Source organism: Polaromonas sp. (assembly GCF_036676035.1).
In the GTDB taxonomy this organism is placed as follows: Bacteria; Pseudomonadota; Gammaproteobacteria; order Burkholderiales; family Burkholderiaceae_C; genus Polaromonas.
Map to the genome: position 1 here is coordinate 42,114 of NZ_JAKFDR010000128.1, position 14,720 is coordinate 56,833.

13 protein-coding genes and 1 pseudogene are annotated in these 14,720 nt (G+C 64.7%); 9 read left to right on the forward strand and 5 right to left on the reverse strand.

Annotated elements, in window-relative coordinates; genetic code table 11:
- Positions 1 to 7: 7 nt before the first annotated feature.
- From V6M61_RS20275 to V6M61_RS20285, 3 genes are all read left to right on the forward strand, one after another.
- Complete coding sequence (locus V6M61_RS20275) at positions 8 to 1,339, forward strand: patatin-like phospholipase family protein (protein WP_332778412.1); 1,332 nt, start codon at positions 8 to 10, stop codon at positions 1,337 to 1,339.
- A gap of 120 nt (positions 1,340 to 1,459) precedes the next feature.
- Positions 1,460 to 2,119 carry a TetR/AcrR family transcriptional regulator gene (locus tag V6M61_RS20280; RefSeq protein ID WP_332778413.1) on the forward strand — a complete coding sequence of 220 codons (660 nt, stop codon included), beginning with the start codon at positions 1,460 to 1,462 and terminating at the stop codon, positions 2,117 to 2,119.
- Positions 2,120 to 2,164: 45 nt separating this feature from the next.
- A complete protein-coding gene (locus V6M61_RS20285) occupies positions 2,165 to 2,938 on the forward strand; it encodes a hypothetical protein (RefSeq protein ID WP_332778414.1) in 774 nt (257 codons plus the stop codon).
- A gap of 438 nt (positions 2,939 to 3,376) precedes the next feature.
- Here the strand turns inward: V6M61_RS20285 and V6M61_RS20290 are convergent, their stop codons facing one another.
- The 5 genes from V6M61_RS20290 to V6M61_RS20310 all read right to left on the reverse strand — a co-directional run bounded on the left by V6M61_RS20290 (position 3,377) and on the right by V6M61_RS20310 (position 8,698).
- The gene (locus V6M61_RS20290) at positions 3,377 to 4,039 is read right to left on the reverse strand and encodes an HAD-IB family hydrolase (RefSeq protein ID WP_332778415.1); all 663 of its coding nucleotides are present in this window, start codon (positions 4,037 to 4,039) and stop codon (positions 3,377 to 3,379) included.
- Positions 4,027 to 5,574: an ArnT family glycosyltransferase gene (locus V6M61_RS20295; protein ID WP_332778416.1), complete on the reverse strand. Its 1,548-nt coding sequence runs from the start codon at positions 5,572 to 5,574 to the stop codon at positions 4,027 to 4,029. Before V6M61_RS20295 ends, V6M61_RS20290 begins: the two co-directional genes overlap by 13 nt.
- 7 nt (positions 5,575 to 5,581) lie before the next feature.
- Positions 5,582 to 6,529 (reverse strand): lysylphosphatidylglycerol synthase transmembrane domain-containing protein, encoded by a 948-nt coding sequence (locus V6M61_RS20300; RefSeq protein WP_332778417.1) that lies wholly within the window; start codon positions 6,527 to 6,529, stop codon positions 5,582 to 5,584.
- Between the two features lie 8 nt (positions 6,530 to 6,537).
- The gene (locus tag V6M61_RS20305; protein WP_332778418.1) at positions 6,538 to 7,392 is read right to left on the reverse strand and encodes a decaprenyl-phosphate phosphoribosyltransferase; all 855 of its coding nucleotides are present in this window, start codon (positions 7,390 to 7,392) and stop codon (positions 6,538 to 6,540) included.
- A gap of 145 nt (positions 7,393 to 7,537) precedes the next feature.
- Positions 7,538 to 8,698 carry an ABC transporter substrate-binding protein gene (locus V6M61_RS20310; protein WP_332778419.1) on the reverse strand — a complete coding sequence of 387 codons (1,161 nt, stop codon included), beginning with the start codon at positions 8,696 to 8,698 and terminating at the stop codon, positions 7,538 to 7,540.
- 51 nt (positions 8,699 to 8,749) lie between these two features.
- Here V6M61_RS20310 and V6M61_RS20315 point away from each other — a divergent pair, with 51 nt between their 5' ends.
- The 6 genes and pseudogenes from V6M61_RS20315 to V6M61_RS20340 all read left to right on the forward strand — a co-directional run.
- Complete coding sequence (locus V6M61_RS20315; protein WP_332778420.1) at positions 8,750 to 10,867, forward strand: molybdopterin-containing oxidoreductase family protein; 2,118 nt, start codon at positions 8,750 to 8,752, stop codon at positions 10,865 to 10,867.
- Positions 10,868 to 10,908: 41 nt separating this feature from the next.
- The gene (locus V6M61_RS20320) at positions 10,909 to 11,973 is read left to right on the forward strand and encodes an aminopeptidase (RefSeq protein WP_332778426.1); all 1,065 of its coding nucleotides are present in this window, start codon (positions 10,909 to 10,911) and stop codon (positions 11,971 to 11,973) included.
- Positions 11,966 to 12,280 (forward strand): polyhydroxyalkanoic acid system family protein, encoded by a 315-nt coding sequence (locus tag V6M61_RS20325; protein ID WP_332778421.1) that lies wholly within the window; start codon positions 11,966 to 11,968, stop codon positions 12,278 to 12,280. The genes V6M61_RS20320 and V6M61_RS20325 overlap by 8 nt, the downstream gene beginning before the upstream one ends.
- A 28-nt stretch (positions 12,281 to 12,308) precedes the next feature.
- Positions 12,309 to 13,244 carry a LysR family transcriptional regulator gene (locus V6M61_RS20330; protein WP_332778422.1) on the forward strand — a complete coding sequence of 312 codons (936 nt, stop codon included), beginning with the start codon at positions 12,309 to 12,311 and terminating at the stop codon, positions 13,242 to 13,244.
- 37 nt (positions 13,245 to 13,281) lie between these two features.
- Positions 13,282 to 14,502 carry a CaiB/BaiF CoA transferase family protein gene (locus tag V6M61_RS20335; protein ID WP_332778423.1) on the forward strand — a complete coding sequence of 407 codons (1,221 nt, stop codon included), beginning with the start codon at positions 13,282 to 13,284 and terminating at the stop codon, positions 14,500 to 14,502.
- Positions 14,499 to 14,720 (forward strand): annotated as a pseudogene (locus V6M61_RS20340) (hydroxymethylglutaryl-CoA lyase); the annotation flags it as partial. The gene V6M61_RS20335 and the pseudogene V6M61_RS20340, both read left to right, overlap by 4 nt.

A 14,720-nucleotide genomic window follows, 5' to 3' on the forward strand; every position in this document is an offset into this window, starting at 1 on the left:
TCGCTCCATGACTTCTGCAAAGCTTTCAAAAACCAGCCGCTCTGCCCCTGTCAAAAACCGCGCCACCAACGGGCAGCCAGGCACGGCCAAAAAACCCACGGAACCCCGTATCGCGCTGGCACTGGCTGGCGGCGGCCCCTTGGGAGCCATCTATGAAATCGGCGCCCTGTGCGCGCTGGATGAATCCCTGCAGGGACTCTCGTTCACCCGCTTGCACCACTATGTGGGTGTGTCAGCCGGCGGCTTTATTGCGGCCGGTCTGGCCAATGGCATGACGCCGCGCGAGCTGTGCGCCGCCTTCATTGAAAACGACAGCCAGGTCTCTGAAGTATTTGATCCGGCCTGGCTGATGGTGCCGGCCTACGGCGAATTTGTGCGCCGCAGCATCATGCTGCCCGGGCTGGCGGCCTCAGCCTTGTGGCGCAGCACCTGGGGGCGCAAATCCATCATCAACGCCATGGAAACGCTGGGGCCTGCGTTGCCCACCGGGATTTTCTCGAACGAGGAAATCGATGTGCGCCTGAGCCGGCTGTTTTCAAAAAACGGGCGCACCAACGACTTTAGGCAACTCAAGACCCAGCTCACGCTGGTGGCGACCCAACTCGACAGCGGCGAGGCCGCCCCATTCGGCCGTCCCGGCTGGGACCATGTGCCCATCTCCAAGGCGGTGCAGGCCAGTTCGGCCCTGCCCGGGCTGTTTCCGCCGGTCGAGATTGACGCCCATTACTACGTGGATGGTGCGCTGAAGAAAACCATGCACGCCGGCGTGGCCATGGACGAAGGCGTTGACCTGATGATTTGCCTGAACCCGCTGGTGCCGTTTAACGCCACGCAGCCCTCGAACCCCATGAGCCGGCGTGTGATGCAGCGCGGCCTGCCCAAAGAAAAACAGGCCATTCCGCGCCTGGTCGATGGCGGCCTGCCTGCCGTGATGAGCCAGACCTTTCGCGCCATGATTCATTCCCGACTGGAACTGGGCATGAAGCACTACGAGCACGCCTACCCCGACACCGACATCGTGCTGCTCGAGCCCGATCACCGCGACACCGAGATGTTCCTGGCCAACACCTTCAGCTACGCCCAGCGCCGCCAGCTGGCCGAGCACGCTTACCAAAAGACCCGCCAGATGCTGCGCTCGCGGCAAACCACCCTGTCGGCCAAGCTGGCGCGGCACGGTGTGTCGCTCAACCTGGAGCGGCTCGACGACCCCAAGCGCCATCTGGTGGCCCAGACACCGGCCGCCACGCGGGTGGGCCGCGCGATTGCCCGGCTCGAAGAGCTGATGGAGGACCTGGGCCATGCCGCCCTGCCCGCCGCCGCGGTGCCCCACGCCGCCTGAGCGAAAGATGCCGAGGCGCAAACACCGGTGCTCGCCTTCCCTACTTCCAGGCCCCCGGTGACTGGGTTAGAGTAGGCGGGCACAAACAGCAGAACAAAGAGCAGAGAGGAAGACAAACCCATGGCGAAAAAAGCGCCGCGCCGTACTGCAGAGCGCATTCTGGAAGTCACGCTGGACCTGTTCAACCGCTTTGGCGAGCCCAATGTCTCGACCACGCTGATCTCGGCCGAGCTCAGCATCAGCCCCGGCAACCTGTACTACCACTACCCCGCCAAAGACGAGCTGATCAACGCACTGTTCGACCGCTACGAGCGAGCCCTGAGCGAGCTGCTCAATGCCAGCGACGGCGTGCGCAATGTGGAAGACGCCTGGTTTTTCATGCACACGCTGTTTGAGCTGATCTGGCAATACCGCTTTCTGTACCGCGACCTCAACGACCTGCTGAGCAAGAACCGGCGGCTGGAGACGCACTTCCAGTGGGTGCTCAAAAACAAGACCCGCTCGGTCAAGGCCATGCTAGACAGCATGAGCCGCGCCGGCGCCATGACGATCGATTCGCGCGAAGTGGAAGCCACAGCCACCAGCATGGTGGTGGTGCTGACCTACTGGCTGAGCTTTGAATACGTGCGCGACCCGCGCAATGCGCTGGAGCCCGCCAATGCGCAGGCCGCGCTGCTGCGCGGGGCCCACCACGTCCTCAACCTGCTGATCCCTTACCTCGAACAGGGCCAGCGCCTGCATTTGCAGGCGCTGGTGGGCGCCTACAACGCACCGGCCTGAAAAGAACAAACCAGACAACATCATTTTTAGCAAGGAGATAACCACATGGTCAAATGGACTGCCTTTCCCCATGCGGGTGATTACGAGTTTGACGCCGCCAGTCTGAAGAAAAGCTGGGCCCGCCTGCACCAGGGCGACTGCGAGCCTTGCCCCAAGGATGCCCAGGTGCTCGAGGCCTGGGTGCTGTTTCACAACGGCGAGTTTCAAAAAGCCTTTGACACCGGCGTCAAGGCCGGCGGCGCGGGCATCACCGTCGCCAACAAGGCCGCCAGCATTTACGCCAACTACCTTGAGCCCAAGGAAAAAACCAAGCTCGAGCTGTTCATGGAAGTCGCAACGCGCGCCGAAGCCCAGCAGTCCGACGAACCCAAAAACGCCAACGCCTACTACTGGCAAGCCTACGCGCTGGGCCGCTACAGCCAGGGCATCAGCGTGGCCAAGGCACTCGCGCAGGGTCTGGGCACCAAGGTCAAAACCGCGCTGGAGCAGACCATCAAGCTCGCTCCCAAGCACGCCGATGCGCACATTGCGCTGGCCGCCTTCCATGCCGAGGTGATCGACAAGGTCGGTTCGCTGATCGGCGGCATGACTTACGGCGCCAAAAAAGACGTGGGCCTGTCGCTTTACAAAGACGCGCTCAGGATCAACCCGGAATCGGCCATTGCCATGATCGAATACGCCAACGGCATGGTCATGCTCGAAGGCGATAAAAAGATGAAGGAAGCCACCAGGCTTTACGAGCAGGCTGCCACCAGCAACCCGCTGGACGCCATGGAGCGCTTGGACGTAGAGATGGCCAAGGCTGAGCTGGAAGACTGAGGGTGCCTTTCCCGGCGGACGGGTTTTCAGCGAATGCTATTATTTTTATAGCATAACGCACCCATCTCGCCTGGGCCAGAGGCAAATCCGGTCATTACCTTGATGCCCGACCTCAAAGCACTTTTGAGGCGCTTTGCTTTCGCCTTGGTGTCGCGGCTCGGTTGGCAGGCCTCGTGCTTTCACCACCAAGCCGGGGGTAGCCCGGCTTGGTCGTGAAGGGCGTTGCGGTGAACTCATGCGCGGCTTCGACAAGCTCAGCACTATCCTTCGATACCTCAGGACGAACGGGTTCAGGCTTCGACAGGCTCAGCCCGAACGGGTACGCGAAATCAGTACGCTATTAATTCAATAGCTAATAGCGCCCATCCCGCCTGGATCAGACGCCGATTCGATCACTATTTCTGGCGCAAACAGCCTTTCACGACCGTTTCCCCGCACTCAAACTTGAGAGGAAGTGTCTTTCCACGGCCGGCCCCGATACCACGCATACTGCGCCAGACGCAGCATGGGCTTGTCGCCCGACGTGTCGCCATAGGCGTAGAGCGTCGTGCCCGCGAAAGAAGCAAGGCCAAAACGCTCCGACAGCCAGCCCTTCAGGCGCAGCACTTTTTGTTCACCATGGCAGTTGGGCGTGCGCATGAGACCCGTTAAACAGTCCCCCTTCACTTCCATCTCGGTGCAAATCAGCGCGTCAAAACCCAGTTGACTGGCCGCGTGCTGCAGGTAAATATCGGGCGAAGCGCTGACCATCACGCAGCAATGACCCGCCTGCCGGTGTTCCGCCAGCTGCGCCAGGGTCCAGCCCTGCAGCTGACGCGGCAAATCATGCTCGGCCCAGTCAGCGGCCCAGCGCGCCACCTCGGTACTGCTGCGCCTGGCCAGCGCCACCTTGAGCAGCCGCGCCTTGGCCACATCATTGCGCACGAGCTTCAGCGCAAAACCGGCCATCCAGGGCCCACTGAGCAACAAAGCCCGTAAAAACCCGGGCCAGCCCAGGCCACGGACGAGAAACGGCAGCAGGGTATCGCGCCGGGTCAGCGTGCCGTCAAAGTCGAAGGCGGCGATCACGAGCGGTTTAAGCGCTTGCGCTATCTCGGGCATCGCACCTGCCCGCAAAAGCGCTCACAAAACGGGCAACCCGTCATCGGCAGCACGGAAGGGATGTTGTAGTAGCGCTGGAAGATGGTGGCCAGCACGCCGTCCTTGTAGGCCGCGTACTTGAAGCCCGTGCCTTCCACCGCATAAAAAGGCGTGCCATTTTGCGTGAAGCTCAGCAGCTGGACTGTCTCGAAATAAGGCCGGTAGTCCGCCAGATCGGGCGGCTCCATCTGGATGACCCTGATTGTTTTGCCCTGGTAGATTGAAAAATCAACCAGTTGGTCGTCCTGCCGCGCATGAAAGCGGCCGGGGCCGAACACCGGCATGTACTCGCGGCGCTCAAAGCCGTAAATCGAGGCGGGGGTGTAGGCACTGGCCATCAGCACCACGCCGGGCGCATTGACCTGCTTGAGCACCTCGGCGGTTTTGTAGCTGCGGATGATTTGCGGGTAGAGCTTGGTACTTTTCCAGTTGTCCAGCGAGGTCATGGACAGGCCGGCGACCGCCAGCACATGCAGCCCGGCAAACACGGCCAGGCCGATGGCGCAGGCCTTGAGTTTTTCAAGCGGCAGGGCAAACGCCAGCCAGGCAAAACCGAACGGGTAAAACGACAGCACCCAGTGCAGGCCAATGACTTTTTTGAGCGACAGCAGGGCAAAAAAACCCAGGGGCACCAGCACCAGACAGCCCAACAGGCGCTGCCGGCGAAAGGCGTCGACCAGCCCACGCCGGTATTTCCAGCCCAGCCAGGCGCCGGCCGGCGTGAGCAGATACAGCATCATGCCCGCATACAGCAAAGGCTTGCGCCACTCAAACGACGCATCTTCATTGCGGTTGTAGAGGTTGAACATGATGTTCGACCAGCCGTGCGACAGGTTGTAGGCGATGTTGATGGCCGGGCCCGGCAGCGCGCAAGCCACCAGCAGCGCCAAGCCCGCCAGGCGCTCGCGCCGGTACAGCGCAAAGTACACCAGGTAAGTGAGGCCCAGCACCACCGCGAAATACTTGGACAGAAAGGCACAGCCCAGAAACAGCCCCGACAGCGCATACAGGCCCCAGGCAGCCCGGTCGAGCCGGGCGCGGTGCTCGGCGCGCAGCAGCATGGCCACGGACAGCGCCGACCAGAAAATCAGTGGTGTGTCGGTGGTGATCAGGGTGTTGAGCCAGTTGATCGGCGCCAGCCAGACAAACAGCACGGCCCAGGCGGCCCGCACCCGGTCCACAGGCGCCAGCGCCCACCCGATCGCAGCGCCCAAGGCCAGCGGCAGCAGCACGATAGGCAGGCGAATCGACCAGAGGGTGTCACCCAGCGTGGCGCGCATCAGGCCAATCAGCCAGCCCACCATGGGCGGGTGGTCGGAGTAGCCCCAGTCCAGATACACGCCCCACCAGTAAAAGAAGGCCTCATCGCCGGTGATGGGAAAGGCCACCGAAATCCACAGCCGCAGCGCCAGAGACAGCGCGCCCGCCGCGATCAGCCAGCGTGTGAGCTGCGTGGGGAAGGCTGAAGGGGGGGATGCGGCGTGGCCTGGGTTCATGAAAAAACTATCTGAAGCTGATTTCTTTGCGAATGGCCGCACTATAAAGCAAGGCCAGCACGCCAATTCCCACGGCCAGCCACAGTGTCAACAGCCTGACCAGCACCGTGATCGAGACCGCCGTGGCCGGCGCCGCGCCGTGCGCCACCAGCAGGCCGGTCAGCACGGCTTCGGTGCCGCCCAAGCCGGCGGGCAGGGCCGACAAGGCGCCCGCCACCATGGCCACGGCATACACACCGCAGGCCGCCAGCACATCCAGCGCCAGCCCCATCTCCCGGCAAATCAGCCAGACCGCCAGGCCTTGGGCCGCCCAGGCGGTCAAGGTCAGCGCCAGCCAGGTCCACGGCCGGCTCGCCAGGCAGCGCCAGGCATCGGCCACCCAGGGGAAGCGGCCCAGCAGACCGATGCGGAATTTGTACACCAGAAAAAGCAGGCCCAGCAGGCCTACCACCGCCGCCAGCCCCAGCCCGACAAACAGCAGGGGGGCCGCCTGCAGCGGCACCCGGGCCAGCAGCCACCACGCCACCGGCAGGCTCAGCAGCAGCAGGCACAGCAGGTCGGCCAGCCGCTCGGCGCCAAAGATCGCCAGGCTCTGGGCGGTGCCCAACGGGTTCTTCGCCAGCATCAGGCCGCGCACGGCTTCACCGAGGTTGCCCGGCGTGGGCGTGAAGGCATAGCCCGCCAGATAAAGCCGCAAGCCTTGCAGCCGGCCCAGCGGACGCTGGTGCTGGGCCATCCACAGGCGCCAGCGGATGCCGCGCAAGCCGTAGTTGAGCAGGCACAGGGCGGCGGCCTGCAAACCCGCCAGCGAGTACAGGCGCTGCAAGGTGGCGGCGGGGCGGTCACCCCAGACCAGCAAGACCAGGGCGTACGCGGTGGCCACCGCAGCCAGCACCAGCAGCAGCTGTTTAACAGGCAACTTGGCGGGCAACTTGCCTGGCAGCAAACGCCCCATCGGCTGCTTCACAAGCGGCGGCCCAGAAAGATGGCCAGCCAGACCACGCCGGCCGCCAGTATCCACGGGTCGCGCAGCAGGTCACGCGCCACGTCTTCGCCCTGCCCCCGGTGCACCTGGTAGGTGTAGCGCAGCATGCCGAAAATGACCACGGGCACGGTGTAGAGCAGGCGCTCGCCATGCTGCGCCTGCGCCTCGGGGCTGGTGGCAAACAGGCTGTAGGTGGTGATGGTCGCGGTCATGGTCACGGCCATGAAGGTGTCGAGCAGGGCCGGCGGGTAATGCGCCATCACGGCGCGCTGGCTGGCCTCGTCGTGAAAGGTCTCGGCCTTGCGCTTGGAAAAACCCAGGAACAGCGCCACAAAAATACCGGTGAGCAGCAGCCAGCGCGAGGGCGGAATACCGACCGCCACCGTGCCCGCCAGCAAGCGCAGCATGAAGCCCGAGGCGATGATGGAGACATCCACCACCGGCACCTGCTTGAGCCGCCATGAGTAAACCAGGTTCAGAACCACATAAACACCCAGCAACACCAGCAGCAGCCAACTGCCAGCGGCCAGCCACCCGCCGGCGGCCAGCAAGGCGCCGGCCAACGCCCAGGCCATGGGCGCGGACACCAGCCCGCTGGCCAGCGGCCGGTGGCGCTTGACGGGATGCAGGGCATCACTGGCGCGGTCGTGCCAGTCATTGACGATGTAGACCATGCTGGACAGGCAGCAGAACGCGGCAAAGGCCTGCAGCACCCGCAGCACCAGCGGCCCGTCCTGCCAGGTCTGGCTGAACACCAGGCCGGCGAAGACAAAGGCGTTCTTGAGCCACTGGTGGGGCCGCATCAAACGGACAAGACCGGTCAGTGAATGCATGAAGATAAGGAGAAGGAGCGCACGGGTTGAAAAGCTACGCCCAAGCATAACTGACTGGGTCGGCCAGCCCTGCGCTGCCTCAGGGCGAACGGGAAGAATTAACCGGTCATGACTTATGCAAGTCTCAATAATCTGGGGCGCCCGCTTATTCCCGCACGCGCCCCTGCGAATCGATCAGGCTCAACTCCACCAGCTTGGAAGCCACCCGCTCCTCGGCGAAATGGACCCGGAAGCCCCCCACGCTGATGTCGTCGAGCGCGTCGATGGCTTTCTTGAGCCGCGCGCGGTTCGGCTCCTTGCCGGTGGCGATGCGGCGCAAGGCTTCGGTGTAGACGCGCGCCGCGATGTAGCCCTCGAGCATGTAGACATTGGGCTTGCCGAGATTGGCGGCCGCGGCGTCGGCCTGCAGCTCGCGCACCACGGCCATCTTGGGGTTATCGCTCTTGGGTACCACGCGCACCACCACCACGCCGGCGCCGGCGGGGCCCAGCTGCTCGGCCAGCAGGCTTTCGCCGGTATTGGAGAAACCGTAGATCGGACCGCGGAAACCCTTGGCACGCAGGTCGCGCACCACGCTGGCGGCGCTCGATGCATCGCTGATGACCAGCACCGACTCGGGCCGTTTGGCCAGCGCCTGGTCGACGCTGTTGGCCAGGCTGCCGCTGGACATCGGTGACTTGGCCACCAGGTTGGCGCCCAGGCTGGTCATGGTGCGCTCGGCCGATTCGAGCGCCGAGAGCGATTCGCCGTCCCCCGCGTGCAGGATGGCGAGCTTGCGCGCACCCAGGGTTTCGGCGTGCCTGGTGATGGCGGCCGCTTCCTCGGAATAGCCCGGGCGCATCGAATAAACATTGGCGTACATCGCGCCGCGGAACTCGTCGGCAGCCGACATCGGCGCAAACAGCAGCACGTCGCCGTCCTTGATCAGCGGGTAGGCGGCCGTGACCTGCGGTGAGCCGTAGTAGCCGAACAGGGACAGCACGCCCTGCTCGAGCAGCTTCCTGGTATTGGCCGCCGTGGTGGCCGGACGGCCCTGGTCGTCCAGCGTGATCAGCTCGATCTTGCGGCCATTGATGCCGCCGGCCGCGTTGACGCGGTCGAAATACATCTTGGCGCCCTGGTGGAACGGCACGGCCAGCGTGGAGCCCGCTCCCGTCAGCGCCACCGACTGGCCGATCGCGATGGTGGTTTTCGAAACCCCATCCTGCGCGCTGGCCCCCGTCGCCACGGCGGCCAGCAAGGCCGTTACCATGGACACCTGGACCAGAACCTTGCGCACCCGCCCGCCGTTTTTGACTATTGTCATGAATTGCCCTCTCTCTGATTGCCGATATGGCTGTCAATATAAAGTTACGCCATGAGCAATACCATCAGCATCTCCCCTAGCGTCAGTTTCGTGAAAGCTGATAGTCAAACCGGCCAGGTGCGCGGCGCCTGCCCGCACGACTGCCCCGACACCTGTTCACTGCTGACCACGGTGGAAAACGGCGTGGCGATCAAGGTGCAGGGTAATCCCGAACACCCCCACACCGATGGCGTCCTGTGCAACAAGGTCTCGCGCTACACCGAGCGCACCTACCACCCCGAACGCATCCTGCAGCCGCTCAAACGCGTCGGCCCCAAGGGCTCGGGGCAATTTGAACCAGTCAGCTGGGACGCGGCCCTGGACGACATTGCCGCGCGCCTGACAAGCATTGCAGCACGCGACCCGCAAGCCATAGCGCCCTACAGCTACGCCGGCACCATGGGCCTGGTGCAGGGCGAAAGCATGGCGGCGCGGTTTTTCAACCGGCTGGGCGCCTCTTTGCTGGACCGCACCATTTGCGCCACGGCCGGCGGCGAAGGCCTGACGCAGACGCTGGGCGGCAAGGTCGGCATGAGGGTGGAGTTTTTTGCCGAAAGCAAACTCATCATCATCTGGGGCAGCAACTCGATTGGCAGCAACCTGCACTTCTGGCGTTACGCGCAGCAGGCCAAGCGCCAGGGCGCCAAACTGGTGTGCATCGATCCGCGCAAAACCGAAACCGCTGAAAAATGCCACGAGCACATCGCCCTGCTGCCGGGCACCGACGCCGCGCTGGCCCTGGCCCTGATGCACGAGCTGATCGCCCACGACTGGCTGGACCACGACTACCTGGCCCGCCACACCGTGGGCTGGGAGGCCCTGAAAGAACGCGCCCTGCAATGGCCGCTCGAGCGCGCCGCCGAAGTCTGTGCGGTCCCGGCCGAGCAGATCCGCGCGCTGGCGCGCGACTACGGCCAGTGCTACCTCGACCAGCAGCCGGCCGCCATCCGGATGAACTACGGCATGCAGCGCGTGCGCGGCGGCGGCAACGCGGCCCGCGCGATTGCCTGCCTGCCCGCGCTGATTGGCGCCTGGCGGCACCGCGCCGGCGGCGTGCTGCTCAGCAGCTCGGGGCTGTTCCCGGTCGACAAGGCGGCGCTGCAGCGGCCCGATCTGCTGGCGGGACGCCAGCCGCGCACCATCAACATGAGCACGATTGGCAACGCCTTGCTGGAGAAAAGCTCCGTGCAGTTCGGCCCGAAAATCGAAGCCCTGGTCGTCTACAACAGCAACCCTGTCGCGGTGGCGCCGGAGTCCGGCAAGGTCGTGCAGGGCTTTGCGCGCGACGACCTGTTCACCGTGGTGCTGGAGCATTTCCAGACCGACACGGCAGACTACGCCGACTACATCCTGCCGGCCACCACGCAGCTGGAGCACTGGGACGTGCACAGCGCCTACGGCCACACCGATGCGCTGCTCAACCGCCCGGCGATTGCCCCGCTGGGGCAGGCCCGGCCCAACACCCAGATCTTTCGCGAGCTGGCCGCCCGCATGGGCTTTAGAGACGCCTGCTTTGCCGAGAGCGACGAAGCCCTGTGCCGCGCCGCCTATGGCGACAAGGTCGATTTCAATGCGCTGCTGGAGCGCGGCTTTGCCCGTCTGCAGCTGCCCGACGCGCCCTTTGCCAATGGCCACTTCCCCACGCCTTCGGGCCAATGCGAGTTTTTCAGCGCACGCCTGGCAGACCAGGGGCTGGACGGCCTGCCCGATCACCTGCCGAACTACGAGACCCTGGGCAGCTCCACGCAATTTCCGCTGGCCATGATCTCGCCGCCGGCCCGCAACTTCCTGAACTCCAGCTTTGTCAATGTCAAAAGCCTGCGCGACATCGAGGCCGAGCCGGTGCTGGAGATTCATGAGAGCGATGCGGCCGCGCGCGGCATCAGCTCGGGCAGCGTCGTCAAGGTGTTCAACCAGCGCGGCGAGTACCGCTGCAAGGCGCAGGTTTCCAAACGCGCCCGGCCCGGCGTCGTCAATGGACTGGGCATCTGGTGGCGCAAGCTGGGGCTGGACGGCACCAACGTGAACCAGCTCACCAGCCAGCACCTGACCGACCTGGGGCGCGGGCCGGTGTTTTACGACTGCCTGGTGGAGGTGCAGGTCGACCGGCCCGGGGAGCCTGTGGCGTGAAAGGCCAGGTCCGGGCCACCGCCCTGACAGTGATTGCAGCCATGGCCGCCCTGAACCTGTCGGGCTGCACCAGTGTCGGCTACTACTGGCAGTCGGTCAGCGGCCACCTGCAGCTGATGAACGCGGCACGCCCGGTCAGTGACTGGCTGGACGATGCACAAACCCCCGAGCAGCTCAAGACCCGGCTGGCCTTGGCTCAGCGCATCCGCAGCTTTGCCGTGAGCGAGCTGAAACTGCCCGACAACGCCAGCTACCGCCGCTATGCCGACCTGCAGCGCCGGTCCGTGGTGTGGAACGTGGTGGCAGCCCCGGAGTTGTCGCTGACCCTCAAGACCTGGTGCTTTCCGGTGGCCGGCTGTGTGGGCTACCGCGGTTATTTTGACGAAGCCGAGGCGCGCGCTGAGGCGGCGCGGCTGCAGGCCGAGGGGCTGGAGGCCGCCGTCTTCGGCGTGCCCGCCTACTCCACCCTGGGCTGGATGAACTGGGCCGGCGGCGACCCGCTGCTCAACACCTTCATCGCCTACCCCGAAGGCGAGCTGGCCCGCCTGATCTTCCACGAACTGGCACACCAGGTGGTCTATGCCCGCAACGACACCATGTTCAACGAATCATTTGCGACGGCGGTGGAACGGCTGGGCGGTCAGCGCTGGCTGGCCACCCAGGCCAGCCCGGCGGCCCGGGCCGAGTACGCGGCTTTTGACGGCCGGCGCCAGCAGTTCCAGGCGCTGGTACGGACCACGCGGCACAGGCTGGCCGGAATTTATGATTTAAATTGGGCACCGCCCCCCGCCAGACCTGCGCAAATAGCTATGAAAAGCATAGCGCTTTCAGATTTCAACCAGCAGTACGCCCAACTCAAAACCGCCTGGGGCGGCTACACGGGCTACGACGCCCTGGTGGCGCGCGCCAACAACGCCACGTTTGGCGCGCAGGCCGCCTACGAGGAACTGGTGCCGGGTTTTGAAGCGCTGTTTGAGCGCGAGGGCCGGGACTGGCAACGGTTTTATGATGCAGTCAAGCGGCTGGCCGACCTGCCCCAGGACGAACGGCACAAGACCCTCAAACACAATGGCAAGCGCAACAACACGGAGACCCCCCATGGCTGACATCCATATTGAACGCGAACACACCCTGGGTCTGCTGGAGGCGCGCAAGGTGGCCTTCAAGTGGGCCAGCCAAGCCGAAGAAAAGTTCGACATGGACTGCACTTACGAAGAGGGACCCACCAGCGACGAGGTGAGCTTCAAGCGCTCGGGCGTCAACGGCACGCTCAAGGTCACCCAAGACCGGTTTGAACTCGATGCCAGACTGGGCTTTCTGCTGGGGATGTTCAAGGACAAGATCGAGGACGAAATTGTGCATGCCCTCGACACCCTGCTCAAGAAAAAATCCGTCGTCAAGAAAAATACGTAACCCTCCTGAGCGCGAGCCGGGGGCCACATTGACCAGCTACAACCTCGCCCGTTTTGACCTGGTGTCGATTCGCCTGGCCGTGGCCTGCGCCCAGACCGGCAGCCTGACCGCGGCGGCGCGCGATTCGCACCTGGCGCTGGCCGCCGCGAGTCGACGCATCCGTGAGCTGGAGGCCGCGTTGGGCGATGCCCTGTTCGAACGCCATGCGCGCGGCCTGCTGCCCACGGCGGCCGGCCGCGTCTTCGTCAAGCACGGGCTCACCCTGTTGCAGACCATGGAGCAGCTCGGCGCCGAGTTGGCCGATTTGCGCCAAGGCATTGCGCGCCACATCCGCCTGTGCGCCAGCAGCGCCGCCATCAGCCAGTTCCTGCCACCGCTGCTGGCCCGCTATGGCGAGATGCATCCGCAGGTGCATGTGGATCTGGAAGAGCAGGTGTCGGAGGCCGTGGTCACCACGCTGCGCGAAGGCCGGGCCGATGTGGCGGTGTTTGTCGAGGGGCCGGACACGGCCGGGCTGGCCACCCGCCTGTTTCGCAAGGACGAGCTGGTGCTGGTGCTGCCTGCAACACACCGCCTCGCGGGCCTAAAAACGCCGCTGGCATTTGTCGATACGCTGGACGAGGAATGGATCAGCCTGACCGCCGGTGCCGCCATGCTGCAAAAGCAGCAGCAGGCGGCCCTCGCCGCGAACCGGCCGCTGAAATTGCGCATGCAGGTGCGCAGCTTCGATGCGGTCTGCCACATGGTGGCCTCGGGCCTGGGGATTGCCGTGCTGCCCAAGGGCGCCAGCCTGCCCATCGTGAAGACCATGAAGCTGGGCTGGCGCCCGCTGGCCGATGCCTGGGCCCAGCGCCGCCTGCTGGTGGCCACAAGCGCCGGGGAAAGTGATGCGGTAATCACCTCACTGGTGGACTTTTTGACCGAGCCTTCGCAAAACGCGAAAACCAAACACCGCAACAAGTAATGGACGCCGGGCGGCCGCAGCCGCACACTGCGCAGCCATGGACACTGCTTCTTCTTCCCAGACAACCTCGCCTGGCCCGCTGGCCGGGCTCAAGGTTCTCGAACTTGGCCAGCTGATCGCCGGGCCGTTTGCCGCCAAGACCCTGGCCGACTTTGGCGCCGAGGTCATCAAGATCGAAGCGCCCGGCGCGGGAGATCCCTTGCGTAAATGGCGACTGCTGAAAGACGGCACTTCGGTCTGGTGGCAGGTGCAGTCGCGCAACAAGCGCTCGCTGGCGTTGGACCTCAAGGACAGCCAGGCGCAAGACATCGTGCGCAAGCTGGCGCTGGAGTCCGACGTGCTGATCGAAAACTTCCGCCCCGGCGCCATGGAAGGCTGGGGCCTGGGGCCGGACGAACTGCTCAAGCTGAACCCGCGCCTGATCATGCTGCGCATCAGCGGCTATGGCCAGACCGGACCGTACCGCGACCGCCCCGGCTTCGGCGTGGTGGCCGAGGCCATGAGCGGCCTGCGCCACCTCACGGCCGAGCCCGGCCGGGTGCCGGTGCGCGTGGGCGTGAGCATTGGCGACACGCTGGCCGCGCTGCATGGCGTGATAGGCATTTTGCTGGCGCTGCAGCATCGCAACAGCCATGGCGTCGGCCAGGTGATCGACGTGGCACTCTACGAAGCAGTGTTCAACTGCATGGAAAGCCTGCTGCCCGAGTACAGCGCGTTTGGCGCCGTGCGCGGGCCGGCCGGCAGCGCCCTGCCCGGCATCGCGCCCAGCAATGCCTACCGCTGCAAGGACGAAGGCTATGCCCTGATTGCGGGCAATGGCGACAGCATCTTCAAGCGCCTGATGAACGTCATAGGCCGTGATGATCTGGCGACCGATCCAGCCCTGGCCGACAACGCTGGCCGCGTGGCGCGCGTGGACGAGATTGACGCAGCCATCGACCAGTGGGCCGCGCAGCGCACGGTGGACGAGGTGCTGGCGGCGCTCGACAAAGCAGCCGTACCCGCAGGCCGTATCTACACCGTGGCCGACATTGCCGCCGATCCGCACTACCAGGCGCGTGGCATGCTCGATAGCGTGCAGATGGACGACGGCAGCACGCTGGCCGTGCCTGGCATCACGCCCAAGCTCTCGCTCACGCCGGGCGGCCACAGGCGCAATGCCCCCACGCTGGGGCAAGACAGCGACGCCGTGCTGCGGGAACTCGGCTTGAGCAGCGCACAAATCCAGGCCCTCAAGGACAAGGGCATCGTGTCATGAAGCAACGCATCTACTTCAACGAGGTCGCCACGCGCGACGGCTTCCAGATCGAGCCAGAATTCATCCCGACCGACACCAAGGTGGCACTGATTGATGCCTTGAGCGAGTGCGGCTACGCCAAGATCGAGGTCACCTCGTTCACCTCGCCCAAGGCGATCCCCATGCTGCGCGACGCCGAGGAAGTAATGGGCCGCATACGCCGCGTGCCCGGTGTCGAA